This window comes from Serratia sp. NFX21 (assembly GCF_048517035.1).
Taxonomy (GTDB): domain Bacteria; phylum Pseudomonadota; class Gammaproteobacteria; order Enterobacterales; family Enterobacteriaceae; genus Serratia; species Serratia quinivorans.
Map to the genome: position 1 here is coordinate 344,358 of NZ_CP183196.1, position 25,596 is coordinate 369,953.

Genomic DNA, 25,596 nt, shown 5'->3' on the forward strand with positions numbered 1-25,596 from the left:
GGTACTATTCTGAATAACCCATATAAATGAAATTGATAGAATGTTGCTGCGTTTATATCAGGTACTACTCTACCTCATCCAACCCCTGATCTGGCTCCGCTTACTGTTGCGCAGCCGCAAAGCTCCAGCCTACCGTAAACGCTGGGCAGAACGCTATGGCTTCTGCGCCGGAAAAGTCGTACCGGGTGGCATCATGCTGCACTCCGTCTCCGTGGGTGAAACGCTGGCGGCCATCCCGTTGGTCCGCGCACTGCGCCACCGCTACCCCTATTTACCGATTACTGTGACCACCATGACGCCGACTGGTTCAGAACGCGTGCAGTCCGCCTTCGGTAAAGACGTTCATCATGTTTATCTCCCTTACGACCTGCCAGGCTCGATGCATCGTTTTCTGGATCAGGTGAACCCCAAGCTGGTCATCATCATGGAAACCGAGCTGTGGCCCAATCTGATTAACGCCCTGCATCAGCGTCAGATCCCTCTGGTCATTGCCAACGCCCGACTTTCCGCCCGCTCTGCCGCAGGCTATAAAAAAATCGGCGGTTTTGTCCGCGATATGCTGCGCCGCATTACGTTGATCGCCGCGCAAAATCAGGAAGATGGCGAACGTTTTGTCGAACTCGGCCTGAAACGCTCACAACTGACCGTAACCGGCAGCCTGAAATTCGATATTTCCGTTACGCCTGAGCTGGCTGCGCGTGCAATCACGTTACGCCGCCAATGGGCGCCGCGTCGCCCGGTGTGGATCGCCACCAGCACCCACGAAGGTGAAGAAAGCATTCTGCTGGCCGCGCACCGTAAGCTACTGGAAAAACACCCTGACCTGCTGCTGATCCTGGTGCCACGTCACCCGGAACGCTTCGCTACGGCCAAAGAGCTGGTGCAAAAAGCCGGCTTCAGCTACACCCTGCGCAGCAGTGGTGAAATCCCTTCCGGCGGTACCCAGGTGGTGATCGGCGATACCATGGGCGAACTGATGCTGCTGTACGGCATTGCCGACCTGGCCTTCGTTGGCGGCAGCCTGGTGGAGCGCGGTGGACATAACCCGCTGGAAGCTGCTGCGCACGCCATCCCGGTACTGATGGGGCCACATATTTTCAACTTCAAGGATATCTGCGCCAAGCTGTCACAGGCCGAAGGTCTGATCACCGTGACCGATGAAGATTCGCTGGTCAAGGAAGTGGCTACGCTGCTCACCGACGAAGACTATCGCCGCTATTACGGCCGCCACGCGGTAGAAGTGCTGTATCAAAACCAGGGAGCGCTGCAGCGCCTGCTGCAATTGTTAGAACCGCATCTGCCGCCCCGGAGTCATTAAGTGAGCGCGCGCAAAAGTCTGTCGGTGGTGATTATCGCCAAGAACGAAGCCGGGCTGCTGCCGGATTGTCTGCAATCCGTAGCCTGGGCAGACGAAATCGTCATGCTCGACTCAGGCAGTCAGGATGACAGCGTCGCCGTGGCCGAAAGTTTGGGCGCCAAAGTATTCACCCACGTCGACTGGCAGGGATTTGGTAAGCAGCGCCAACTGGCTCAGAGTTACGCCAGCCACGACTATATTCTGATGATCGACGCCGACGAACGCGTTACCCCGGAACTGCGCCAGTCAATTGAACAAACGTTGACTGCGCCGGACGATAATCAAGTCTACAGCTGCGCACGCCGCAACCTGTTCCTCGGGCGTTTTATGCGTCACAGCGGCTGGTACCCGGATCGCGTCAACCGGTTGTACGCCAACCAGCGCTATCGCTATAACGACAATCTGGTGCATGAGTCGCTCAATACCAACGGGGCGAAAGTGGTGCCGCTTAACGGCGATCTACTGCATCTGACCTGTCGCGACTTTTTTGCCTTCCAACGCAAACAGCTGCGTTATGCCGAAGAATGGGCCAATCAACGCCACCAGGCCGGCAAGCGCTGCGGCTATCTCTCGATACTGACCCACACTGTGGGTGCCTTCTGCAAAACCTGGCTGCTGCGTGCCGGCTTTCTGGACGGTAAACAGGGGTTGCTGTTAGCCGTGGTCAACGCGCAATATACTTTCAATAAATATGCCGCACTCTGGGCATTGGGCCGCAACTATTCAGAGAAGTGAATCATGACCCGTAAAGCCATTTATCCCGGTACTTTCGACCCCATGACCAACGGCCACCTGGATTTGGTAACCCGTGCGTCATTGATGTTCGATCACGTCATTTTGGCGATTGCCGCCAGCCCGAGTAAAAAACCACTGTTCACACTCGATGAGCGCGTAGCTTTAGCCAGCCAGGTGACCTCTCATCTGGATAATGTGGAAGTGCTGGGGTTCAGTGAACTGATGGCACATTTTGCTGCTCATCAGAATGCCAATATTCTGGTTCGCGGCCTGCGTGCGGTATCTGATTTTGAATATGAACTGCAGTTGGCCAATATGAATCGCCATTTGATGCCGACGCTGGAAAGTGTGTTTCTGATGCCTTCCGAAGAGTGGTCGTTTATCTCGTCCTCGCTGGTGAAAGAAGTGGCGCGCCACGGCGGTGACATCGCCCCTTTCCTGCCGGCCGTGGTTACCCAGGCATTGTTCGAAAAACTCGCCGCGCAATAATCAGCGCTGGCAGCGTGGGCAGAAGAAAGTGCTGCGCTGCCCGTGCTTGGCGGACTCGATCGGCGTGCCGCACGCGCGGCAAGGCTCACCCGCTCGCCCATACACCTGCAGTTCCTGCGCAAAATAACCCGGCTTGCCGTCCGACTGCAAGAAATCACGCAGCGTGGTACCGCCCTGCTCAATCGAACGCAGCAATACCGCCTTAATGGTTGCCACCAAAACTTTGGCTTCTACCTTGCTCAGCGAGCCTGCAGGCCGGTCAGGCAGGATCCCGGCGGTAAACAACGATTCACTGGCGTAGATATTGCCCACGCCCACCACCAGCTTGTTATCCATCAACCAGGGTTTGATCAGCGTCCGCTTGTTGCGTGATTTTTCGTACAGGTAGGCACCGGTAAAGGCTTCACTCAAGGGTTCCGGTCCAAGGTGAGCCAGCACATTGCTGGTCGCCAGATCGTCACACCATAGCCAGGCACCAAAACGGCGCGGATCGGTATAACGTAGCGTCATGCCATTGCTGATCACCAGATCGACGTGGTCGTGCTTTCCAGCCTCGGTTTCCTCCGCCAACATCCGCAGACTGCCCGACATCCCCAGATGGACGATAATCCAGCCGCTAGCCAGTTCAATCAGCAGATACTTGGCGCGACGCTGTACGCTGAGTACCGGCTGGTCGCTCAACGCCAGAATTTGCTCGGAGACCGGCCAGCGCAGGCGTGCATTGCGTACCACGGCATATTGAATACTATGGCCAACCAGGTAAGGTTCAATACCGCGGCGGCTGGTTTCAACTTCTGGTAATTCAGGCATCTGGCGCTCTCCTGACGGTTTTCTACCTTTAGAATGCAAAAAACCCGGCCTGAGCCGGGTTTTTATTAATCCACTAAAATTATTTAATTTTAGCTTCTTTGTAGATCACGTGCTGGCGGACAACTGGATCGAATTTCTTCAGTTCCAATTTTTCCGGCTTAGTACGCTTGTTCTTCGTGGTGGTATAGAAGTGACCAGTACCAGCAGAAGAAACCAGCTTGATCTTCTCGCGAACACCTTTAGCCATGATGCAGTTCCTTAATACTTCTCACCACGGGTACGCAGATCGGCCAAGACCGTCTCAATACCCTTCTTATCAATAACACGCATACCTTTAGCAGATACACGCAGCGTTACAAAGCGCTTCTCAGCCTCAACCCAAAAACGGTGTGAGTGCAGGTTCGGCAGAAAACGGCGTTTGGTCGCGTTCATTGCGTGGGAACGGTTGTTACCGCTCACCGGGCGCTTGCCAGTAACTTGGCAGACTCGTGACATGTCTATTCTCCAAAAATCAAATCAGCTCGAGCTTCGTATAGAGTATGGCCGCCTCGTCAGGCTTTTAGAGCCCATCTCAGCAAACTTCATACTGAGGAGACTCTCGTCATCAGGTTAGAAACCACACATCAGGTTAGAAACCTGCTGAGATAGGCTCTTACGCCAAACCCAAGATTCTCAAAGGTGGCGTAGTATACGCTCTGAAGCGTAAGTGCTCAAGTCCCGAACAGCTAAAGATCCCAGAAGGATCGCGAAAAAATCGCTTAAAGCCATCCGCGCTCGGCAAAAGAGACACATTCACCCCGACCTATCACCAAATGATCGAGCACTCGGATTTCCAATAACAGGCAGGCATTAACCACTTGCTCGGTTATCAAACGATCGGCATGACTGGGTTCCGCCTTACCCGAAGGGTGATTATGCGCCAGAATAATGGCGGCCGCATTAGCCTTCAACGCTTCACGCACAATTTCTCTCGGGTATACGACAACGCTGCTGATGGTACCAGCAAACATCTCCTGATGGCGAATAACACGGTGCTGATTGTCTAAAAACAATACCAAAAACACTTCCCGCTCATGATGAACCAGCAAACTTTGCAAATAATGCTGGGTCATCCTGGGGTTAAGCATGGCATTTTCCTGCGCCAGATGGCTGGAAAAGAAGCGGAACGCCAACTCGGAAATCGCCTGCAGTTGCGAATAGCTGGAGTTGCCCAGCCCTTTGTGGCTGCAAAAAACCGAATGATCCGCCGACATCAGGTGATACAACGAGCCAAACTGCTCCAACAACTGTTCAGCCAGTTGCATGACGTGCACCCCCGGAAAACCGGTGCGCAGAAAAATGGCCAACAGCTCCGCATCAGACAGTGCCGATGCTCCGTAACGCAATAGTTTCTCCCGTGGTGCCAGCGTGTCCGGCCACAAGGTGATTCCCTGACTGCTCATCTTCGCCTCCCTGAAAACGCCACAGCATGCCACGCAGCGGAGAGGCCAACGACAGGTGTTTGATAACATTGCGAAGTACTGCGCAAAGCACAATGTAACGCACTGCAGACACAGCGGAATCGCTCACCTGTCTGGCGGTTATGCTAAAATGGCACATCTTTCGGATTCAATCGGACAATCATGATGACGGGACTTTCCGGCAAACATATTGTGCTTGGCATCAGTGGCGGCATCGCCGCATACAAATGCCCAGAACTGGTACGCCGCCTGCGTGACAGAGGCGCCGAAGTGCGTGTGATAATGACCAGCGCGGCGAAAGCCTTTATCACGCCGCTGACGCTGCAGGCCGTTTCCGGCCATCCGGTCTCAGACGATCTGCTGGATCCCGCTGCCGAAGCGGCAATGGGCCATATCGAGCTCGGTAAATGGGCAGATCTGGTGATCCTGGCTCCGGCCACCGCCGATCTGCTGGCGCGCGTCGCCGCCGGCATGGCCAACGATCTGCTGACCACGGTTTGCCTGGCCACCGCGGCACCCATTGCCGCTGCCCCCGCCATGAACCAGCAGATGTATCGTGCTGTCGCCACCCAAGCCAACCTGCAAACTCTGCAGGCACGCGGCATGCTGCTGTGGGGGCCAGACAGCGGCAGCCAGGCCTGCGGTGACGTCGGCCCAGGTCGCATGCTCGATCCGCTGGAAATTGTCGAACTGGCGAACAGCCATTTCTCTGCACCACAAGATCTGCAACATTTAAAGATTATGCTCACCGCCGGCCCGACGCGTGAAGCCTTGGATCCGGTACGTTTCATCAGCAATCACAGCTCCGGCAAGATGGGTTTTGCCATCGCCCGCGCCGCCGCTGCCAGGGGTGCACAGGTCACGTTGATAGCCGGGCCGGTCAATCTGCCAACCCCTCCCTGGGTCACCCGGGTTGACGTCGTCAGCGCGTTGGAAATGGAGCAGGCGGTACAGCAGCGCGCCGCAGCGCAAGATATTTTTATTTCCTGCGCCGCAGTAGCCGATTACCGTGCGGAACAGATTTCCGATGAAAAAATAAAAAAACAGGGTGATGAAATCATCCTCAAAATGGTAAAAAACCCCGACATCGTTGCCGGCGTTGCCGCAATGACGAAAAAGCGCCCCTTTGTCGTGGGGTTTGCCGCCGAAACCCAGAATGTGGAAGAATACGCGCGACAAAAACTGGCGCGTAAGAAACTGGATTTAATTTGCGCTAATGATGTATCGCTTGCAGAGCATGGGTTTAACAGTGACACCAATGCCTTGCACCTTTTTTGGCAGGATGGAGAAAAGCGCCTGGCGCTGAGCGACAAGGCACTCCTTGGCCAACGTTTAATAGACGAGATAGTCAGCCGTTATGATGAAAAAAATCGACGTTAAAATCCTGGACCCGCGTATTGGCAAGGATTTCCCATTACCGACCTACGCCACCCCTGGCTCTGCAGGCCTCGATCTGCGCGCCTGCCTGGACAGCGCAGTTGAACTGGCACCGGGTGAAACCCAGCTGCTGCCTACCGGCCTGGCTATTCACATCGCCGATACCGATCTTGCGGCAGTGATCTTGCCACGTTCCGGTCTGGGCCATAAACACGGCGTAGTGCTGGGCAACCTGGTCGGCCTGATCGATTCCGATTATCAGGGTCAACTGATGGTTTCCGTCTGGAACCGCGGTCAAAAATCCTTCACTATTGAACCCGGCGAACGTATCGCGCAGATGGTATTTGTGCCGGTGGTACAAGCTGAGTTCAATCTGGTTGAAGAATTCGACAGCAGCGAACGTGGTGCCGGTGGTTTTGGCCACTCCGGCCGCCACTAAGCGATATCCGATTGCCGACAGGGAAACGTCGCCTGAAATCTTGCCACACCGGAGAGAAGGACAGCTCTACGGCAAGGTTTGCCCGGCTACGATTTCAGCGCAGACCAGGACGCGCGGAGAATACAGGTCGTTAAGGCCGCTGACCCCAGCATCGTAAAAAAAGCCATCACATAAGCCGCACAGAGATAATCTCTGCAGCGGCCGATGCCCGGGTTTTCGAAAGTCTAAGCAGTTTTAGCAAGGGTCTAATCAGACATGGCAGAAAAAGAAAAAATCAAAAGGAACCGGCGCGAAGAAATACTGCAGGCGTTAGCCCAAATGCTGGAATCCAGCGACGGCAGCCAGCGTATTACCACCGCTAAGCTTGCCGCTAACGTCGGAGTCTCCGAAGCTGCACTGTACCGGCACTTCCCCAGTAAGACACGGATGTTCGACAGTCTGATCGAGTTCATTGAAGACAGCCTGATCACGCGCATCAACCTGATCCTGCAGGATGAGAAAGAAACCTTTAACCGCCTGCGTTTGATTCTGCTACTGGTGCTGGGGTTTGCCGAACGCAACCCGGGCCTGACGCGTATCATGACCGGCCACGCACTAATGTTTGAGCAGGATCGGCTACAGGGGCGAATCAACCAGCTGTTTGAACGCATCGAGGCGCAACTGCGCCAGGTGTTGAAAGAACGCAAACTGCGGGAAGGCAAAGGCTTTATCGTGGATGAAACGCTGCTGGCCAGCCAGTTATTGGCGTTTTGTGAAGGCATGCTGTCACGCTACGTACGCTCCGAATTCCGCTACCGCCCAACGCAAGAATTCGATGGCCGCTGGCCACTGTTGGCGGCACAACTGCAATAAACCCTATGCCGGGCGCGTTTGGTTGCGCCCGGCATAGTAGACTCCGCGTTAAACCCCGTACTGCTCGCGATAAGCACGAACTGCCGCCAGGTGATCCGCCATTTCAGGTTTTTCTTCCAGATAAACAATCAAATCCTTCAGCGTCACGATGGAAATGACCTTGCAGTGATAGTCACGCTCAACTTCCTGAATGGCAGAAATATCCGCGCGGCCGCGCTCCTGGCGATCGAGAGAAATCAATACCCCAGCCAGGGTGGCACCACCAGCGCCAATGATTTCCATCGATTCACGGATCGCCGTACCGGCAGTGATGACGTCATCCACCAGCATTACACGGCCCTGCAGCGGGCTGCCTACCAGAGTGCCCCCTTCGCCATGGGTTTTGGCTTCTTTACGGTTAAAGCAGTACGGCACATCACGCTCATGATGTTCTGCCAATGCAACCGCCGTGGTGGTCGCGATCGGAATGCCTTTGTAGGCCGGGCCAAACAGCAGGTCGAACTCAATACCGGAATCCACCAGCGCTTCGGCATAGAAGCGCCCTAACAGCGCGAGATCACGCCCGGTATTAAACAGGCCGGCATTAAAGAAATACGGGCTGGTGCGGCCGGATTTCAGGGTGAACTCGCCGAATTTCAATACCTGCTTGTTAAGCGCGAACTCGATAAACTGGCGCTGATAGGCTTTCATTACTGCTTCTCCTCGTCTGGTCGTTAGATCTGTTAATACTGCCGCCCGATCGCCGGGCGTAAAAAAGGCGACCCTTGAGTCGCCTTAATAATTAGTCTGCCAGCGCCGCTTTCTGCGCCTGGAAGATGGTATCGATGCCCCCTCGGGCCAGCGCCAACAGCGCCAATAGCTCATCGTGGCTGAACGGCTCGCCCTCGGCGGTGCCCTGCACCTCGATCATGCGACCATCTTCCATCATCACCACATTCATATCGGTTTCTGCTGCAGAGTCTTCGACGTACTCCAAATCACACAGCGCTTCGCCGTTAACAATGCCGACGGAAACTGCAGCGACCAGCCCTTTCATCGGGTTGGCTTTCAGCTTGCCGTTAGCCACCAGCGCATTCAACGCATCGGCCAACGCAACACAGGCACCGGAAATAGACGCGGTACGGGTGCCACCATCGGCCTGCAAGACGTCGCAGTCGAGCGTGATGGTGAACTCACCAAGCTTTTTCAGATCTACCGCTGCACGCAGTGAACGGGCGATCAGACGCTGAATTTCCAGCGTACGGCCACCCTGCTTGCCTTTTGCGGCTTCGCGGGCGTTACGGCTGTGGGTAGAACGCGGCAGCATGCCGTATTCAGCGGTGATCCAACCCTGGCCCTGACCTTTCAGGAAGCGCGGAACGCCCTCTTCTACCGTGGCGGTGCACAAAACCTTGGTATCGCCAAACTCAACCAGCACTGAGCCTTCTGCATGTTTGGTGTAGTGACGGGTCAGTGTCAGTGGGCGAACTTGTTGTGGTGCTCTGCCTGCAGGACGCATGGGCTCTCTCCGGCTTCTAATCAACGATTGGCTGCGCATTATACGGGCTTAGTGACGTAATGCCTATCCTGCCCGCATCTCCAACGCTATAATCGCTTCATCTTTTCCTATTACGGGTACGCATCAATGATCCGCAGCATGACAGCCTACGCCCGGCGTGAAATCAAGGGTGAATGGGGCAGCGCAGCTTGGGAGCTGCGTTCCGTGAACCAACGCTATCTAGAAACCTACATCCGCCTGCCGGAGCAGTTCCGCAGCCTGGAGCCGGTGATCCGCGAACGTATTCGTGGCCGCCTGACCCGTGGCAAAGTGGAGTGCAACCTGCGCTTCGAACTGGATCCGAGCGCACAAAGCTCAATGATCCTGAACGAAAAACTGGCCAAACAGCTGGTTGAAGCCGCCAACTGGGTAAAAATGCAGAGCGACGAAGGTGAAATTGATCCTATCGACGTACTGCGTTGGCCAGGCGTGATGTCTGCCCAGGAGCAGGATCTGGACGCTATCAGCGCACAGCTCATGCAGGCGCTGGACGGCGCACTGGATGACTTCATTATTGCTCGCGAAAGCGAAGGTACCGCACTGAAAGCGCTGATTGAACAGCGTCTGGACGGCGTTAGTGCCGAAGTGATCAAGGTACGTGCCCAGATGCCAAACATTCTGCAATGGCAGCGTGAGCGTCTGGTCAGTAAGCTGGAAGAAGCTCAGGTACAGCTGGAAAATACCCGTCTGGAACAGGAACTGGTGTTGATGGCGCAGCGTGTTGACGTCGCCGAAGAGCTGGATCGCCTGGAGGCGCACGTAAAAGAAACGCACAACATCCTGAAGAAAAAAGAAGCCGTAGGTCGCCGCCTCGACTTTATGATGCAGGAGTTCAACCGCGAATCTAACACCCTGGCATCCAAGTCGATCAATGCCGAAGTCACCACCTCCGCCATCGAGCTGAAAGTGTTGATCGAGCAGATGCGCGAGCAGATTCAGAACATCGAGTAATATGTCAGCATGTATCATGCGATATAAAATATCTATAAAAGCCCGTTAGTTACGGGCTTTATTCATCTCATTCACTCCCACCTACTCAAATCTCATCGTTTTGATGCACCTTAGACGGTACCCACCATAAATATGGTACATACACTTTTGGTACAAGGTAGTCATTGAACGTGGGTATCAGCCAGGAAATAGAGAGAGCGGATCATATGAACGCGTTTCATAACGCAATGACCGCGCTCCAGTGCGATGCCTTGAATTCTCTTGTTTCAAGGTTATTTCGGCAATGCAAACGCCATCACCGCGTCGCCGCCTGAACTGCCAAGGCCGGTATGGCCGCCTGCGGCAATGACTATGTATTGGCGTCCATCCTTGCCTTCGTAGACGCTGGGTGTGGCAATACCGCCAAACGGCAGTGTGGCGTGCCACAACTCGCGGCCGGTACGCAGATCAATCGCCCGTAGCGTGCGGTCGGCGGTGGCGGCGATAAAGATCAGGCCGCTGCGGGTCACCACCGAGCCACCCATGTTCGGCACGCCCACCTGCAGCGGCACATGCGAGGAAATACCGAAGGGGCCGTTGTCGTAAGCGCTGCCCAGCGGATGGCGCCAGAGGAGCTTGCGGGTTTTCAGGTCGAGCGCGCTGAGCATGCCCCAGGGTGGCTGATTGCAAGGGATGGCCAATGGCGATAGGAACGGCGCGGCGCTGATGGCATAAGGTGTACCCAGCTGCGGGCCGCCGAAGTCACCGCCTTTGTTGCCTTGCTTACCGCTGGCTGAAACCTGGTCGCGCGGTGTCAGCTTGTTGATGATCGCCATGTAGTTGTTGTTCGCCACGACGATATGACGCAAAGGGTCGACCGACACGCCACCCCATTCGAAGACACCCGCCGAGCCGGGATACGCCAGTGAACCTTGCACCGATGGTGGCGTAAACGCGCCCTCGTAGCGCAACTCCTTGAAGCGGATGCGGCAATACAGCTGATCGAGCGGCGTAGCTCCCCACATGTCGCTTTCGCGCAACGTGGCTGGTGCAAACGTCGGCATGTCAGTCTGGAAGGGCTGGGTAGGTGACAGGTGTTCGCCTGGCACAGCCCCTTGCGGCACCGGCCGCTCCTCGATGTGAGTCAGCGGGGCACCCGTGCGCCGGTCGAGCATGAACAACTCGCCGCGCTTGGTCGGTACCAGTAAGGCGAGTACCGGCGGCTTGCCCTGTGCGCCAGGTAAATCGACCGTAGTCGGTTGCGCCGGGACATCGTAGTCCCAGATGTCGTGGTGAGTGGTCTGGAAGTGCCAGTGGATCTTTCCGCTATCCGCATCGACAGCGATCAGCGAACTGGCGTATTTTTCCGACACGGCTTGCCTGCCGCCGCCGAAGAAATCCGGCGTTTCGTTACCGGTTGGCAGATAGACCAAACCCAACACCGGATCAGTGCTGATCGGCGCCCATACATTGGGCGTGCCGCGCGTGTAGAACTCGCCTTCGGGTGGAAGTGTCGTACGATCGGTGCGGCCCATGTCGAAAGCCCAGGCCAGTTTGCCGCTTCGGGTATCGAATGCGCGCACGACGCCGGAAGGTTCGCCGCGTTCCACGTTATCGTACACCCACCCACCGATTACCGCCTTGCCGTGCACGATCGAGGGCGGCGAGGTGACGTAGTAGAAACCCGGCTTGACCAGGCCCATGCCTGCGGTCAGGTCGATTTCGCCGTTCTGGCCGAACGCCGGGCAGCGCTGGCCGGTATCGGCATCCAGCGCGTACATTTTGGCATCCAGCGTGGCGGTGATAATCCGATGTGCGCAAAAGCCGGTGGCCATTGGCGTTTCGTCATAGGATACGCCACGGCAGGCAAGAAAGGGTACTGCTCTCAGATTCGCATTCGGGTTGAAGCGCCAAATCGATTTGCCTGTCTCCGGCGAAACGGCGATGACTTCATCATGTGGGGTGCAGAACACGAGTTTGTCGCGCACCTTCAATGGCGTTGCCTCGAACATCAGCTCGCTCGCTTTATTGCCCTGGGGCAGGCCGGTTGCACCGGAGTGGAAACTCCAGGCCAGTGTGAGATCGGCAACGTTGGCCGGAGTGATTTGCTCCAGCGGCGAGTACCTCTGGCCACCGGGTGTTCGGCCGTAGTTCGGCCAATCGCCGGGGGCGATCAATGCCGAATCGACTGGCGTGTTTTCGGCGGGATATTGCTCCAATGCCGCAGCCAGATCGATGCCATGGAAAGGCTGCAAGCCGGCCACGAACAGGCTAAAGAGTAACAACGTCAACGCACTGCCGACCAGCAGTGCCGGCCTGGTGCCGCGCACCCGTTTGCTATGGCGCGCAAAAAATGGACGGGCGAACCAGCGCCAGGTCAACAACATTACGATGAGCAACACCAGAAAGAACAGCACCCGCGGCAGTAGCGCAATGGGGTTCCAGCCGCATTCGTACAAAGCCCAGGCCAACGTTGCTGCGCAAAAACCGGCATAGAGCACGAAGCCGCTGCGGCGTGCCAGCAGCAATAACGGTGCCGTTATCAGCAACACGATGCCTGCGATCGCGTAATACCAGGAGCCATCCAGCGTGATGAGGCGGATACCGCCGTACAGCATGGCAACGCCGGTGAGTAACAGGATAAGCCCCAGCAAGGCACTGACCCAGCGGTAAGAGCCGCCGGTCTTTGTATTGCTGGTTGTCATGAGGCATTCCCCAGGTATTTAGCCACTGCTTTAACTTGGCGAAAGACCTCCTTCGCTTCCGGCAGGAAAGTGACAGCCATGAAGACGTGGAAACCACCTGGATACTCATGGTAATCGACTGTGACGCCTGCGACTTGCGCTTTTACTGCAAACTTTCGCGTATCAACAACAAATATATCGCGGTCGCCCTGGAATATGCTCATCGGCGGCATCCCCCGCAAGTCAGCGTAGAGCGGACTCATGGAGGGCGCAGAGGGGGAAATGTCTCCTGCCCACATTCTCCCGCATACCCGAAGGCCATCCACGGTAAGCATGATGTCCCTACTCTCCAGTTCTCTCATTTCGGCGTCCCTCATAGAGAGGTCCAACCAGGGGGCAAACAGGAAGAGATGGTCAGGGAGCGGCAGTCCGTTATCGCGTCGACGAAGCGCAAGCGTAAGTGCAGCATTGCCCCCCGCACTGTCGCCCATCACGACGATTTTCTCACCCTTTCGGGCAGAAACGATGCTGTCAAAGATCGTATCGATCAAAGCGGTGCCAACGCGATAGTCATTTTCGGGAGCAAGGGCATACAGCGGAACAGTGACGGTAGCGCCGGTCGCTTTGATAACAGCGCTGATGATGCTCCAATGTACGCCAAGCAGTGGGTTCACGTAGGCGCCGCCGTGCAGATAGAGCACATGTAGATCGCGCTTTCCTGTCCGTGGCGTCAGAGTCACGACCCTTTGCTCTTGGTATATGCGCTCCTTGATATGGCATGAAGAACGAAGTGCTCTTGGAATACGCGCGGCCTGAGGGGCGTCCCGATTTAGCAGGTACTTGTGCAACTTCGCGTCATCGCCAAGAATTTTTGGCGCAAGCCCCATCAAGTATCTTGCGCAGGAGAGAAACACGCTCATGTGAATTTTCCATAGAAGTAGTTGTCAATTTACGATACGATTCAGTATCGAAACTGTCAAGGTTCATAATTATGTCGAAAATCACGCCAACAGATCTCCCCCCTTTGCTACCGGAAACCACCAAACCGGCCGTGGGGCGCCCCCGCGATGCTGAATTAGACTTGCGGATCATGCGAGCCGCGCTAGCGCAGGTAGCGGAGGGAGGCTTCCATTCACTTACAATGGATGCGGTAGCTAAACGGATTGGAGCAGGTAAAGCGTCACTGTATCGACGCTGGAAGTCTCGTGACGCCCTGTTGGCTGATGCGCTACTGGCCTTCTCACCCACCGATCTGCCCATCGATACGGGCACATTGCGTGGAGACCTCATCGCCGTTTATGAACACTTCTACGGCCTGAACGACCCTGACATTCGCGTCGCAGTTATTGAGTTTCTGGGAAACCATCGCATCATGAGCGGTTGGGTAGAACAGGAAATCCCTGGCTGGCTGAATAGTCGTCGTGTTCGAGTCCTGGAAATAATTGAACGTGCAATTGGCCGTGGTGAGCTGCGCGTTTCAGCCCAACTGAACCTGGATCTGCTCATCGACTTGTTGCCTGGTGTTATTCAATTCCGCCATACCGAGCGCAACCAGATAGTCGACAACGAACTGATCGTTGAAGTGGTGGATCACGTTCTTCTCCCCTTGTTATCCCGGTAGCTATGGCCTGCTGCACATACACGGGCGACATAACTCTCGACGGTACGTTCCGCAAGGAATACGGCCCTGCTTGGGTTTCTCTACAGCTTCTGTCATCCAAAGAGCATGAAACTCTGTTGGGACACAGTGATCTGGGCCGTTGAATCTCATATGCGAATAATTGTAGCGATACGACAAGTGCAGCCTTCCAGTGATGAGCTAATGCTATGCCCGCAGTGCGATTTACTGGTGGCGTTACCGCCCTTAAGCACTGGCACCAAAGCGGTATGCTCACGTTGCAGTACGACTCTCAGCGCCCGCTGGGATGAACCGCGCAAGCGGCCGATAGGTTACGCCCTCAGTGCGCTGTTCATGCTGCTGCTGGCCAATATTTTCCCGTTTATCAATATGCGCGTTGCCGGCTTCGGTAACGAAATCAAGCTGATTAATATCCCTCAGGTGATGCTGGAAGAAAACTACACCAGCATGGCCACGCTGTTTATGCTGCTCGTACAACTGATCCCCGCATTCTGCATGCTGGCTATCATTCTGCTGTGTGCCAGGGTGCGTATGCCGCTGGTATTAAAAGAATGGATGGCCAAGATGCTGTTCCAGTTTAAAACCTGGTGCATGGTGGAGGTCTTCCTCGCTGGGGTGCTGGTCAGTTTCGTCAAGCTGATGGCCTATGGCGATATCGGTATCGGCAGCAGCTTTGTGCCTTATTGCCTGTTCTGTCTGTTGCAAGTACGTGCCTTTCAGTGCGTAGACCGCCGCTGGCTGTGGCAGGACATCGAACCGGCACCGCACCTGGATCGTCCTTTAACGGTAGGACGCACCGGCATGCGCCAGGGCGTGCGCTCTTGCCGCTGCTGCACGGCTATCCTGCCGGCCGATCTGACCCATTGCCCGCGCTGCCATACCAGTGGTTATGTACGCCGCCGCAACAGCCTGCAGTGGACGCTGGCGCTGCTGGCGACCTCGGTCATGCTGTATATCCCGGCGAACCTGATGCCGATCATGGTCACCGAGGCGCTGGGCAACAAAATGAATTCGACCATCATGGCCGGGGTGATCCTGCTGTGGGGAGAAGGGTCCTACCCGGTGGCGATGGTGATTTTCATCGCCAGCATCATGGTCCCGTCGCTGAAGATGCTGGCGATCGGCTGGCTGTGCTGGGACGCCAACGACAAAGGGAAAAACCGCGCCGACAGCGAACGCATGCATCTGATTTATGAAGTGGTCGAATTCGTTGGCCGCTGGTCAATGATCGACGTGTTTGTCATCGCCGTACTGTCTGCTTTGGTACATATAGGCCTATTGATGAGCGTCTATCCTGCAACCGGTGCGCTGCTATTCGCTCTGGTGGTGATCCTCACCATGTTCGCCGCCATGGCGTTCGACCCCCGGCTGACCTGGGATCGCGTAAACGAAACAATAAAAAAGGAGCCGCAAGGTGACCGAAAACAATAATAACATCGCGGGTGTCGAGAAGATTACGCGCTGGTCGCCGGTGTGGATCGTCCCCATCGTCACCGCGCTGATCGGCGCCTGGATCCTGTTTTATCACTTCAGCCATCAGGGGCCGGTGGTAATGCTGGTTACCACTACCGCCGAAGGGCTGGAGGCGGGCAAAACCAAAATCAAAAGCCGCAGCGTCGACGTTGGCGTCGTCGAGACCGTGACGCTGAGCGACGACCTGAGCAAGGTGCGGGTGCAGGCGCGCCTTAACTCCGGCATGGATAAGCTGCTGCGGCAAGATACCGCCTTTTGGGTGGTGAAGCCGCAGATTGGCCGCGAAGGGGTTTCCGGCCTGGGCACGCTGTTATCCGGCGCTTATATCGAGCTGCAGCCGGGTACCAAGGGCAAGGACGGCAAGGACACTTACCAATTGCTGGATGCGCCACCGCTGGCCTCACCGGACGCCAAAGGGCTGCGCATCGTGCTTGACAGCGAGAAATCGGGCCAGCTGAACGCCGGCGATCCGGTGCTATTTCACAACTACCGCGTCGGTTCGGTGGAAACCAGCTATTTCGATCCCAAACAGCGCGCCATGCGCTATCAGCTGTTTATCTCGGCGCCTTACGATCAGCTGGTTACCAGCAACGTACGTTTCTGGAAAGACAGCGGCGTGACGTTCGACATGTCGGCACAGGGCATGCGCGTGGAAATGGGCTCGTTGGCGACCCTGTTCAGCGGCGGCGTGAGCTTTGACGTGCCGGATAGCTGGGATAGGGGCGAAAAGGCGAAAGAGAAGGCGGAGTACCGGCTGTTCGACAACCAGCGCAGTATTCAGGATTCGTTGTATACCGTACATAAAGACTACCTGATGTTCTTCTCCGACTCAGTCCGCGGCCTGCAGCCGGGCGCGCCGGTGGAGTTCCGCGGCATTCGCCTCGGTACTGTGGCGCAGGTGCCGTTCTTTAAAGAAGGTATTGAGCATCGTTTGAAAAACGATTACCGCATTCCGGTGTTAATCCACATCGAGCCTGAACGCCTCAAGGCGTTAGGGAAGGACTTCGATTTTGATAGCAGCCTGAAAGACGCGGAATCACGCGGCATACGCGCTTCCCTGAAGTCAGCCAACCTGCTGACCGGTTCACTCTATATCGATCTGGACTTTAACCCGCAGGACAAACCCTGGGATGGACCGCACGAGTTGTTCGGTTATCCGCTGATACCTACAACCAGCGGTGGTCTTGCGCAGATCCAGCAAAAACTGGTGCAGACGCTGGACAAGATCAACGCGATACCGCTCACTCCGATGATCAACGAAGCGACCAAAACGCTGGCGGAAAGCCAGAGGACCATGAAGTCGACCCAGAAGACCATGAAGTCGTTAAACGACATCATCTCCAGTAAAGAGGTGAAGGCGCTGCCGCAGGAGATGCAGAAAACGCTGCAGGAACTCAATCGCAGCATGAAAGGGTTCCAACCGGGATCACCGGCCTACAACAAAATGGTAGGGGACATGCAACGTCTGGATCAGGTACTGCGTGAACTGCAGCCGGTGCTGCACACCCTGAATGAAAAGAGCAACGCGCTGGTATTTGAAGCCGCCGCCAGCAATGACCCTCAGCCTAAGAAGGCCAACAAATGATGAAATGGCTCCCGGTAGCCCTGGCGCTGTTGCTCAGCGCCTGTAGCAACACCCCCCAAAAAACCTACTATCAGTTGCCGGCGTTGGGCACGCCAGCTCAGGTGAACAGCGGCGCGTCAACGCGCCAACTGTGGTTAGAGCATGTTTTCGTGGCCGATTATCTCATGCAAAATGGCGTGGTTTATCAGACTAACGGCGTACAGTACGCCATCGCCCAAAACAACCTGTGGGCCAGCCCGCTCGACCAGCAGCTGCAGCAGACGCTGGTCACCAACCTGAGCAGCGCGCTGCCGGGTTGGGTGGTCTCCTCCCAGCCGATGAGCAGCGATCAGGATGTGCTCAACGTCACCATCAGCGGTTTCCACGGCCGCTTTGACGGCAAGGCTGTCATCCGCGGCGAGTGGGTGCTGAATCACCAGGGCCGCCTTACCAAACGGCCGTTCAACCTGGAGTTGAAGCAGAGCGAAGACGGCTATGATGCACTGGTGCGTACCCTGGCAGAAGGATGGCAGAAGGAAGCGAAATCAATAGCCTTTCAGTTATAGATAATGGGCTTTGTTTTTCTTGGCGGAACATTAAAAAACATTGTGACAAACCAGAGTTAATACAATGCTCCCACCTTGAAACATACGGCTTAACATGAATCAATAATCAAATAAAAGGTCAGGAGTAATTTCCCTCCTGACCTTTAAAGCCATTGAAATAAGGAAGGTGAAAATAAATTTTTCCGACTCCGGAAATATATTAACCGTTACATGTGTTTTTATACTGCAATTGGGCCGAGAAATCATGTCTTCTGGATCTTCGTTTCATTTTTGAAACGCCGAGTTTCACTTTACTGACTGGTTGATTTTGTCATTTCGTTTAATAATGGAAGTGATACTTTCTAAAAAACGTCGGCAATTTCATATCCAGGTTTATTTTTAAACTACGCCAAGATCAGATCACTTCATTCCTCGTCATTTTCTACCGCAACCCTGGGTAGTTTATAGGTTGCTGAACACCTATCCAGAACTATGCGCCTGGCCAAGCAGTGCCCTGTAGAACTGTGTATGCCGTTGAATAGCAGAAACCTTGACAGCCACACACGGGACCTTAGTGGGCGAAAAGAGGACTCAATATGAGTAAGCGAATTTTAAATCAGAAGAAGTTTCTGGGCATTACGACCCTTAATTGGCTTCGAACGGATCTTGCAAGAGATGCGTGTTTTGCTTATTGGGGAGGGCCCCATGCCGATCTGGTCTCTCGCAATGGATTCATCCGTGATTATAATCAGCATCACTTCAACGATGATGTAGCGGGTTTATGGCCCTTAACACCTGAAGTGGTAACGATTATTCCAACCGATAAACGGATCGATGGCGTTTCTGAAATAATTTTAGACTCTATCATTAAACTCCCCCTGAGCATTCGCTCTAATCGACGTATTTTTAAAGACAAAGAGAATGCCTTCTGTCGCACAACTTTAAACATGACGACATTAGGTGGAGGAAGGGTTGTTAAAACCGGCGACTATAAAAATATTTATGCTCGATGCGTTGTTTTGATTCGTCGAAGGGAGAATGGCTCTCTAAGCGATTTCAAGCGCTTTATTCATAACGGCCTTGCTCATCAACTCGGCCTCAATGCCAATGTCATTGAAATCCGCAGCCAGGTCTTTGTGCCATGGTTTAAGGCTTTGTGGAATGCACCCAGTGCTGCTCATAACGTGGCACCCGAGTATCAGTACCATGCATCAATTGTCATAGGTGCGAATGATAATGCCGGATTGCTGTCAGCTCTGGCTCAGGTAGCCAGCCTCAATAGTGAAATTGCATATCATTGTTCTGTAATACACGCTTATTCGGTCGCTAACACGTTGATCAATCGGGTTGACGGGCGGACAACAATACCGCAACTCAAACCTGGTGCGAAACCTCGATTAGAACCTGTACGACGCGTTCTTTCTCATCCCCCTGAGCGTACTTATCAACCCACAGGTACGACTCCATTCAAAATGCGTGGACTACTAAAAAGTGCAGTTAAAAGGCCAGAAGACGTTATCTCTGATATGGCAGGCAACATTTATTACGGAGGAAAAGGCGGAAAAATTTATCGGTATGATCCTGAAACTGAGAACGAAACCATTATAGCGGATACGGCCGGTAGACCGCTGGGTCTTGAATGGCTGAAATGCGGCTCTCTCTTGGTTTGTGATGCCCACCGCGGTTTGCTTAAGGTCAGATTAGACGGCCATATAGAAACATTGGTAGAACGAGTTCATGGCCTCCCATTACGGTTCTGCTCGAATGCCACCGCGAGCACTGATGGAACAATTTGGTTTACTCAATCGACGAATCGCTATGATTTCGAGCATTACCAAGGGGCAATGATTGAACACAGGGGGTCAGGGCAGCTTCTGCGACGTGATACGAATGGACAGGTTCATGTGCTATTGGACGGTCTGCATTTCCCTAATGGCATCACTTTAGATAGTTCGGAGAGATCTGTCATTTTTGCAGAAACAGATGCCTACCGCTTACGCAGGCTCTGGGTGAAAGGCCCGAAGGCTGGGTGTCTGGAGATCTTTGCAGATAATCTGCCGGGTTTCCCTGACAACATTTCGCGCATGCAAAATGGTTATTTTTGGGTGGCCATGGTTACGCCACGCAATAAACGCCTGGACAGCATGGGAACCATGCCGGGTTTCCTTCGTAAGCTCATTTGGCGCCTTCCAAAATTTATGCTGCCTAAAACGGCTCGAACAGTGTGGGCTATGGCCTTTAATGATGCTGGCGAAGTGTTAGCCGATATGCAAGGCAGCGCGGATAACTTCTTCGCAGCCACAGGAGTGGTGGAAACAAATGGTCGGCTGTATATGGCCTCTGTTGAGGCTGACGGTATTGCTGTCCTTGATATTACGTCGATGCCTAAACGATAGTGGCCAACAAAAACGGGTCATCGCATTAGAACATTAATCCGAGCCTTCGCTTTTATTGGTTTAATGTTAAATAGCACTCGAATTTCTTAATTAATGAGAATGTTACAGCCAGAGGATAAAAAATGGAGAAAAGCGATGCTTTCAAAATATTTGCAATGGTCGGTGATCGGGGATCTATTTCTGGCGCAGCGCGTGCACTGGGTGAGTCTAAAGTAACGGTAAGCCGGGCAGTATCTCGTTTGGAGTCCCTCTACAACGTCAGACTAGTCGAACGAACTACACGGCGGATAACACTCACCGAAGTGGGGAGTGTTTTACACGCACGTTGTATTCGCATACGAGAAGAAATGGAAGACGCTGACGCTGAGATTGCAACCTACAGGAGTAGTCCGGCCGGTATATTGCGCATAGGCTGTACCAGTGATGTCGCTAAAACGCTCCTCACTCCCAACTTACCCGAGTTTCTGGCTAACTATCCAGAGATTGATGTTCGTGTACGAGTGGGGGAAAGATTACTCCCAGAATCTAACATTCTCGATGTCGTTCTCCATTGCGGATGGTTGTCGGATTCTCGTTTGACTGCTCGAAAAATCGCAGAGGTAAAAAACATCCTGGTAGCAAGTCGAGAATACGTACAAGCCAACGGAATACCAACCTCTCCAGACGATCTCGAAGATCATGCCATCATCGGTAATTTCTACCTCGACGCAGCGGCGATTGAGCCAGGCCCTTTGCCTGCTTATGTGCCCAGGCTTGAAATATCTCGGGGCCAGGAACGCTTTACGTTACCGACATACCGTAGATTTTTATCGACCGATCATTCGCAAATCCTCGAACTGGTGAAACATGGCCGCGTCATTGCACCCATTACCGGTATTTGGGCACTGCCAGGACTACTCTCAGGAGAGTTAGTTCGTATCTTACCCGATTATGAAATAAGCGAGTCGCCGCAACTTTATGCTTTATATCTCGATCGGCTGGCATCAATACCCAAGTTAAAAGTATTTCTAGATTTCATTGAGGAAGTCGTTAAGCGCCTTACAAAAGAGTGGCAACCCCAGGCCGATAAACTCTTTCCGAAACAGAACCTCGTCCTTTTCCCGCCTATAAACTTCCAAACCAGGAATGACTCCTGACGAGTGATTAAAACCTTAATGAATACTGGTTCTGTGATGTTGTTCATGCAAGAGAAATTATTAATGAATGGGGCAGGCCTATAACGAATGTCGGCCCCATTCTTCGTTGAATTATCAATTACCTTCGGAATTTGCAGCAGGATGGCGAAACGGAAATTTGAGAGTTAAACAACTGAAGCGCTGCTCTCAATAGATTTCGAATAAACCCGCTGCCCCCATTCCCCCACCGATACACATCGTCACTACGGCGTAGCGTTCGCCTCTACGCTTTCCTTCTATCAGCGCATGGCCTGTCATACGGGCGCCGGACATGCCGTAGGGGTGCCCGATTGCAATTGCGCCGCCGTTCACGTTCAGCCTGTCGTCCGGAATGCCCAGTCGGTCTCGACAATAGAGTACTTGTACTGCAAATGCCTCATTGAGCTCCCATAATCCGATATCATCAATCTTTAGACCATTGCTATGCAGCAATTTAGGCACCGCCGCCACTGGGCCAATTCCCATCTCGTCCGGATCAACACCCGCTACGGCCATACCTACATAGCGACCTAACGGCTGCAGGCCCCTTCGTTCGGCCTCTTTGGCTTCCATCAGCACTAGCGCTGAGGCACCATCGGAGAGTTGACTGGCGTTGCCGGCGGTAACATTTTTGCCAGGTCCTTTGACGGAATAGAGAGCCTGCAAATCCTCAAGGGTACTTTGTGGGCGATTGCCTTCGTCACGCTCCAGCAATACCTCTTTATAAGCCAATACGCCGGTTTCCTGATCGTTGTAGGCCATCAAAGAACGCATAGGAACAATTTCCTTGTCGAACAGCCCTTCTAATTGTGCTGCTGCCGTTCGTTGCTGGGAGCGCAGCGAGTATTCGTCACAGGCTTCCCGGCTGATCTCATAGCGCTTTGCCACTATGTCAGCCGTATCCACCATTTGCATATATGCAGCTGGATACAGCGCGAAAAGCTCCATATCCGGCTCAATGCGTATCCGGTCAGTCTGCACCATCGAGATGGATTCCACACCTCCCGCAACGGCAATGCTCATACCATCGACAATGATTTGTTTGGCAGCCGTGGCAACAGCCATAAGACCCGAGGCGCACTGGCGATCCAACGACATACCTGAAACTGACGTGGGCAACCCGGCCCGCAATGCAGCCAGGCGGCCAATGTTCAAACCTTGCACACCTTGCTGCAAGGCTGAACCGAGTAACACATCATCCACTTCACTACCTAAAATTCCTGCTCGCTCGACAGCATGCTTAATTGCATGCCCAGCCAGTGTTGCAGATGGGGTGGCATTGAAAGCGCCACGATAGGCTTTGCCAATCGGAGTTCGGGCTGTAGAAACAATAACGGCATCACGCATAGTAGATTCTCACTGGTTATTTTCGGATTCTGAACGGAAAGCAGCGATGAGTTCTTGATGAACCTGCGCAGTGGCAGACTCAGGAACTTGCTCTGATTCGCGATCGCCGATCACTTGCCAGTCGGCGAAAATACGATTGATGGTATGTGCGTCGTTGCCCAAAAAGCGTCCACCGGTCAACGTTATGTAGGCGCGCGCAAAATTACCCGCACCAGCGCAAACAATAGCCCTGGTAGGAGCACACTGCGAAACCAGCGGCAACAGTGCCGGACTCACTGCTTCAGGTTGTAATACACGCTTTGCTTGCGGCATCAAAAGCCCATCGCTCATAGCGGTCGCTGCAGTCGGCGCCAAACAATTCACCAAAATGTTACTCTTGGCTCCTTCGAGTGCCAGTGTTTGCATCAGCCCCACCAGCCCCATTTTCGCCGCTGCATAATTGGCCTGCCCGAAATTGCCATAAAGACCAGAAGAGGACGTCGTGAACACGATGCGCCCATACTTTTGGCGATGCATATGCTCCCATACGGCCTTGGTGCAAATCACTGCCCCCATTAGATGTACGTCCAACACAGAGCGAAAATCATCTAGCGTCATTTTGGCAAAAGTCTTGTCACGCAGGTTGCCTGCATTGTTGACCAGAATATCGACCCTTCCCCACCGTTCTATAGTTTCCGTGACCATGGCCTTTATTTTCTCTTCATCAGTCACAGAGGCTTGGAAACTAATGGCATCCCCTCCCGATGAGTTGATTTCTTCGGCAACCTTGTCGGCACCCAGCCCGATATCATTGATCACAACTTTCGCACCATAACGGGCTAGCAGATGTGCGTGTGCTCGGCCAAGCCCGCCTCCGGCTCCGGTAATAATCGCAACACGATCCTGCAGGTCGGGTTTCATAATTCAGTTCCTTATAATGCAAATGGGGTAGGGTGTTCGGTCAGAAAGAGCACGCGCAGTTCACGTTTCAGTACTTTTCCCGTAGCGCTAAGTGGCAATTGAGCAATGGCCTGTGCGTCGGATAAACGCTGTGTCTTACCCATACGCTGATTAACCCAAGTGATGACTTCGTTAGGGCTGAGCGAGTCGTTTTTGGGGACGTAGAAGGCGAAGGGAGTTTCCCCCCAGGTAACCGAGGGAATACCTATAACCGCGCAATCTGCAATGGAAGGATGTAACCGCAAAACTGCTTCTATATCTGATGGATATATATTAAAACCACCGCTAATGATCATGTCTTTAATGCGCCCAAGGAGTGTCAAAAAACCCTCTTCATCGAAACGCCCAAGGTCCCCGTGCCGTATATATCTATTGCCATTAGCATCAATCCAGGTGGCTTCACGGGTCGTGTCCGGGCGCCCATGATAACCAGTCATCATCATATTTGAGCGCCCCACGATCTCACCGATCTCGCCAGAATTGACTTCATTCCCTTGTGCATCAATCAAGCGAATTTCACAGCCAGGCACAGGCTGACCTACCGTGTGGAGTTTCTCAGGACATTCATTTGCCCTGAGAACACAGGTCCCCCCTCCTTCTGTCATCCCGTAAATTTCGAGCAAGGCTCCTGGCCAGCGACGGATTACATCGGCCTTCAACTCGGGAGAAAAAGGTGCGCCCGTGCATGATTTAAAAATGAAACTACTAAGATCAAAATCGTCGAATTTTGTTAAAGCCATAATACGTTGGTACTGCACAGGGACCATCAAGGTGTGGGTAGCCCGTGAGTTCTGCGCTTCGACTAAATACTCATAAGCATCGAATTTACCCATCAGCACTGCAGTCCCTCCGTAGGCAAGCGACGGCAACAAACTGACTATTGTCGTATTGGAATAGATCGGCGTGGCGATCAAAGTGACGGCAGAGTCACATTGCGGAACAATCTGCCCATATGCCGCTATTTGACTCCAACGCATACCATGCGTATGGATAATTCCCTTTGGCGTACCAGTGGTCCCTGATGAATAGATAATGTTAAAGGGGTCTGCCGGCGACAGCTCAACATGCGTGGCAGCAAACCCCTCAGGTGCTAACCAGCTATCGAATTCGTCAAGATTAGCGACCCTGGCACCAATCGATGGCAAACCCTCAAGAAACTCGCTATCCAAAAAGACCAAAGGAATACATGCATCTGCAATTACCGATGCTATTTGTTCGGGAGACGACGATAAAGCGACAGGTACAGCGACACAACCGGCACTAATAACGCCGAGAAGGGCCAAAGTGGATAGCAATGGATTGGACGAAGCAATAGCAATAGCCGTGCGCGGGGGGATATCATTATACTGTATCGCTGCCAAGATCTGTTCAGAATAACGCTGCAATTCTTTATAAGTAACAACTGTATCCCTGTACCGTAAAGCGACAGTGTCAGCACGTTCGATAGCATGAATCGAGATCAACTCAGATATAGATGAAAAATTACTTTTACCAAGATGAATTGTTTCCATGAAAAGAATCCTCATTATCAATTCACTCACTATCGACATGCATTTAAATTTTGACTAGCCACCGCAATGAAACCAGTCGTTTCAAAAATGAAACCATAAAAACAAAAACACATTAATTACTTAAAAAACAATAACATTGCGATTTACACATATAATCACAGAGGGAAATCATCCGTAAAAATAGACGATTTTAATTTTCAATGTGATTATTTGTGATCAACATCTCCTTCGGTTAATAACTATTTATTTTTTATAAAAAAACAATAAAATCAATTTCCTACTGATGACAATAACGCATGTAATAAATAGCGTGCCAAATGTGGATAATTACAATAAAAAAACAATTAAATAAAAAAGA

24 protein-coding genes and 1 pseudogene are annotated in these 25,596 nt (G+C 53.3%); 14 read left to right on the forward strand and 11 right to left on the reverse strand.

Features of this window, described 5'->3' with window-relative positions; translation table 11 throughout:
• Nucleotides 1-40 precede the first annotated feature (40 nt).
• The 3 genes from waaA to coaD are packed head-to-tail and all read left to right on the forward strand — an operon-like array spanning nucleotide 41 to nucleotide 2,581.
• Entirely contained in the window at nucleotides 41-1,318 is a 1,278-nt protein-coding gene (gene waaA, locus ACNT1W_RS01640; protein WP_012147509.1) for a lipid IV(A) 3-deoxy-D-manno-octulosonic acid transferase, read from the forward strand.
• Nucleotides 1,319-2,092 carry a glycosyltransferase family 2 protein gene (locus ACNT1W_RS01645; RefSeq protein ID WP_261100521.1) on the forward strand — a complete coding sequence of 258 codons (774 nt, stop codon included), beginning with the start codon at nucleotides 1,319-1,321 and terminating at the stop codon, nucleotides 2,090-2,092.
• A gap of 3 nt (nucleotides 2,093-2,095) precedes the next feature.
• Complete coding sequence (coaD, locus tag ACNT1W_RS01650) at nucleotides 2,096-2,581, forward strand: pantetheine-phosphate adenylyltransferase (protein ID WP_012147511.1); 486 nt, start codon at nucleotides 2,096-2,098, stop codon at nucleotides 2,579-2,581.
• Here coaD and mutM read toward each other — a convergent pair whose 3' ends face one another.
• From mutM to radC, 4 genes are all read right to left on the reverse strand, one after another.
• Nucleotides 2,582-3,391 carry a bifunctional DNA-formamidopyrimidine glycosylase/DNA-(apurinic or apyrimidinic site) lyase gene (gene mutM / locus ACNT1W_RS01655; RefSeq protein ID WP_419246327.1) on the reverse strand — a complete coding sequence of 270 codons (810 nt, stop codon included), beginning with the start codon at nucleotides 3,389-3,391 and terminating at the stop codon, nucleotides 2,582-2,584.
• A 79-nt stretch (nucleotides 3,392-3,470) separates the two neighbouring features.
• Nucleotides 3,471-3,638: a 50S ribosomal protein L33 gene (rpmG, locus tag ACNT1W_RS01660; RefSeq protein ID WP_004392084.1), complete on the reverse strand. Its 168-nt coding sequence runs from the start codon at nucleotides 3,636-3,638 to the stop codon at nucleotides 3,471-3,473.
• An 11-nt stretch (nucleotides 3,639-3,649) separates the two neighbouring features.
• Nucleotides 3,650-3,886: a 50S ribosomal protein L28 gene (rpmB, locus tag ACNT1W_RS01665; RefSeq protein WP_004953342.1), complete on the reverse strand. Its 237-nt coding sequence runs from the start codon at nucleotides 3,884-3,886 to the stop codon at nucleotides 3,650-3,652.
• 263 nt (nucleotides 3,887-4,149) lie between these two features.
• Entirely contained in the window at nucleotides 4,150-4,833 is a 684-nt protein-coding gene (gene radC, locus ACNT1W_RS01670; protein ID WP_012147513.1) for a RadC family protein, read from the reverse strand.
• A gap of 180 nt (nucleotides 4,834-5,013) precedes the next feature.
• Here radC and coaBC point away from each other — a divergent pair, with 180 nt between their 5' ends.
• The 3 genes from coaBC (at nucleotide 5,014) to slmA (ending at nucleotide 7,519) form a co-directional block, all read left to right on the forward strand.
• Nucleotides 5,014-6,231 carry a bifunctional phosphopantothenoylcysteine decarboxylase/phosphopantothenate--cysteine ligase CoaBC gene (gene coaBC / locus ACNT1W_RS01675; protein WP_012147514.1) on the forward strand — a complete coding sequence of 406 codons (1,218 nt, stop codon included), beginning with the start codon at nucleotides 5,014-5,016 and terminating at the stop codon, nucleotides 6,229-6,231.
• The gene (gene dut / locus ACNT1W_RS01680) at nucleotides 6,209-6,667 is read left to right on the forward strand and encodes a dUTP diphosphatase (RefSeq protein WP_012147515.1); all 459 of its coding nucleotides are present in this window, start codon (nucleotides 6,209-6,211) and stop codon (nucleotides 6,665-6,667) included. The genes coaBC and dut overlap by 23 nt, the downstream gene beginning before the upstream one ends.
• Nucleotides 6,668-6,922: 255 nt before the next feature.
• The gene (gene slmA, locus ACNT1W_RS01685) at nucleotides 6,923-7,519 is read left to right on the forward strand and encodes a nucleoid occlusion factor SlmA (RefSeq protein ID WP_012147516.1); all 597 of its coding nucleotides are present in this window, start codon (nucleotides 6,923-6,925) and stop codon (nucleotides 7,517-7,519) included.
• Nucleotides 7,520-7,567: 48 nt separating this feature from the next.
• Here the strand turns inward: slmA and pyrE are convergent, their stop codons facing one another.
• Both pyrE and rph read right to left on the reverse strand, forming a co-directional pair.
• Entirely contained in the window at nucleotides 7,568-8,209 is a 642-nt protein-coding gene (gene pyrE / locus ACNT1W_RS01690) for an orotate phosphoribosyltransferase (protein ID WP_012147517.1), read from the reverse strand.
• Between the two features lie 91 nt (nucleotides 8,210-8,300).
• A complete protein-coding gene (rph, locus tag ACNT1W_RS01695) occupies nucleotides 8,301-9,017 on the reverse strand; it encodes a ribonuclease PH (RefSeq protein ID WP_012147518.1) in 717 nt (238 codons plus the stop codon).
• 126 nt (nucleotides 9,018-9,143) lie between these two features.
• Between rph and ACNT1W_RS01700 the strand changes: the two genes are divergently transcribed.
• A complete protein-coding gene (locus ACNT1W_RS01700; RefSeq protein ID WP_017894448.1) occupies nucleotides 9,144-10,007 on the forward strand; it encodes a YicC/YloC family endoribonuclease in 864 nt (287 codons plus the stop codon).
• 272 nt (nucleotides 10,008-10,279) lie between these two features.
• Here ACNT1W_RS01700 and ACNT1W_RS01705 read toward each other — a convergent pair whose 3' ends face one another.
• Nucleotides 10,280-12,691, reverse strand: coding sequence for a membrane-bound PQQ-dependent dehydrogenase, glucose/quinate/shikimate family (locus ACNT1W_RS01705; RefSeq protein WP_419246328.1), 2,412 nt, complete (start codon nucleotides 12,689-12,691; stop codon nucleotides 10,280-10,282).
• Nucleotides 12,688-13,590 carry an alpha/beta hydrolase gene (locus tag ACNT1W_RS01710; protein WP_419246329.1) on the reverse strand — a complete coding sequence of 301 codons (903 nt, stop codon included), beginning with the start codon at nucleotides 13,588-13,590 and terminating at the stop codon, nucleotides 12,688-12,690. Before ACNT1W_RS01710 ends, ACNT1W_RS01705 begins: the two co-directional genes overlap by 4 nt.
• 71 nt (nucleotides 13,591-13,661) lie before the next feature.
• Here ACNT1W_RS01710 and ACNT1W_RS01715 point away from each other — a divergent pair, with 71 nt between their 5' ends.
• The 7 genes and pseudogenes from ACNT1W_RS01715 to ACNT1W_RS01745 all read left to right on the forward strand — a co-directional run.
• On the forward strand, nucleotides 13,662-14,291 hold the full coding sequence (locus tag ACNT1W_RS01715) for a TetR/AcrR family transcriptional regulator (protein ID WP_419246330.1): 630 nt from the start codon (nucleotides 13,662-13,664) through the stop codon (nucleotides 14,289-14,291).
• A 150-nt stretch (nucleotides 14,292-14,441) separates the two neighbouring features.
• Nucleotides 14,442-15,740: a membrane integrity-associated transporter subunit PqiA gene (pqiA, locus tag ACNT1W_RS01720; RefSeq protein ID WP_419246331.1), complete on the forward strand. Its 1,299-nt coding sequence runs from the start codon at nucleotides 14,442-14,444 to the stop codon at nucleotides 15,738-15,740.
• Entirely contained in the window at nucleotides 15,724-17,367 is a 1,644-nt protein-coding gene (gene pqiB, locus ACNT1W_RS01725) for an intermembrane transport protein PqiB (RefSeq protein ID WP_419246332.1), read from the forward strand. The genes pqiA and pqiB overlap by 17 nt, the downstream gene beginning before the upstream one ends.
• Nucleotides 17,364-17,912 carry a membrane integrity-associated transporter subunit PqiC gene (gene pqiC, locus ACNT1W_RS01730; protein WP_419246333.1) on the forward strand — a complete coding sequence of 183 codons (549 nt, stop codon included), beginning with the start codon at nucleotides 17,364-17,366 and terminating at the stop codon, nucleotides 17,910-17,912. Before pqiB ends, pqiC begins: the two co-directional genes overlap by 4 nt.
• Nucleotides 17,913-18,487: 575 nt before the next feature.
• A complete protein-coding gene (locus tag ACNT1W_RS01735; RefSeq protein ID WP_419246334.1) occupies nucleotides 18,488-20,287 on the forward strand; it encodes an SMP-30/gluconolactonase/LRE family protein in 1,800 nt (599 codons plus the stop codon).
• Nucleotides 20,288-20,409: 122 nt separating this feature from the next.
• Nucleotides 20,410-21,423: a LysR family transcriptional regulator gene (locus ACNT1W_RS01740; protein ID WP_419246335.1), complete on the forward strand. Its 1,014-nt coding sequence runs from the start codon at nucleotides 20,410-20,412 to the stop codon at nucleotides 21,421-21,423.
• A gap of 14 nt (nucleotides 21,424-21,437) precedes the next feature.
• Nucleotides 21,438-21,616: pseudogene (locus ACNT1W_RS01745) on the forward strand (integrase core domain-containing protein); the annotation flags it as partial.
• Here ACNT1W_RS01745 and ACNT1W_RS01750 read toward each other — a convergent pair.
• The 3 genes from ACNT1W_RS01750 to ACNT1W_RS01760 are packed head-to-tail and all read right to left on the reverse strand — an operon-like array spanning nucleotide 21,610 to nucleotide 25,238.
• Nucleotides 21,610-22,788: an acetyl-CoA C-acyltransferase gene (locus tag ACNT1W_RS01750; protein WP_012147527.1), complete on the reverse strand. Its 1,179-nt coding sequence runs from the start codon at nucleotides 22,786-22,788 to the stop codon at nucleotides 21,610-21,612. The pseudogene ACNT1W_RS01745 and the gene ACNT1W_RS01750 overlap by 7 nt on opposite strands.
• A 9-nt stretch (nucleotides 22,789-22,797) precedes the next feature.
• Nucleotides 22,798-23,688 carry an SDR family NAD(P)-dependent oxidoreductase gene (locus ACNT1W_RS01755; protein ID WP_012147528.1) on the reverse strand — a complete coding sequence of 297 codons (891 nt, stop codon included), beginning with the start codon at nucleotides 23,686-23,688 and terminating at the stop codon, nucleotides 22,798-22,800.
• Between the two features lie 11 nt (nucleotides 23,689-23,699).
• On the reverse strand, nucleotides 23,700-25,238 hold the full coding sequence (locus tag ACNT1W_RS01760; protein ID WP_419246336.1) for a class I adenylate-forming enzyme family protein: 1,539 nt from the start codon (nucleotides 25,236-25,238) through the stop codon (nucleotides 23,700-23,702).
• Nucleotides 25,239-25,596 lie beyond the last annotated feature (358 nt).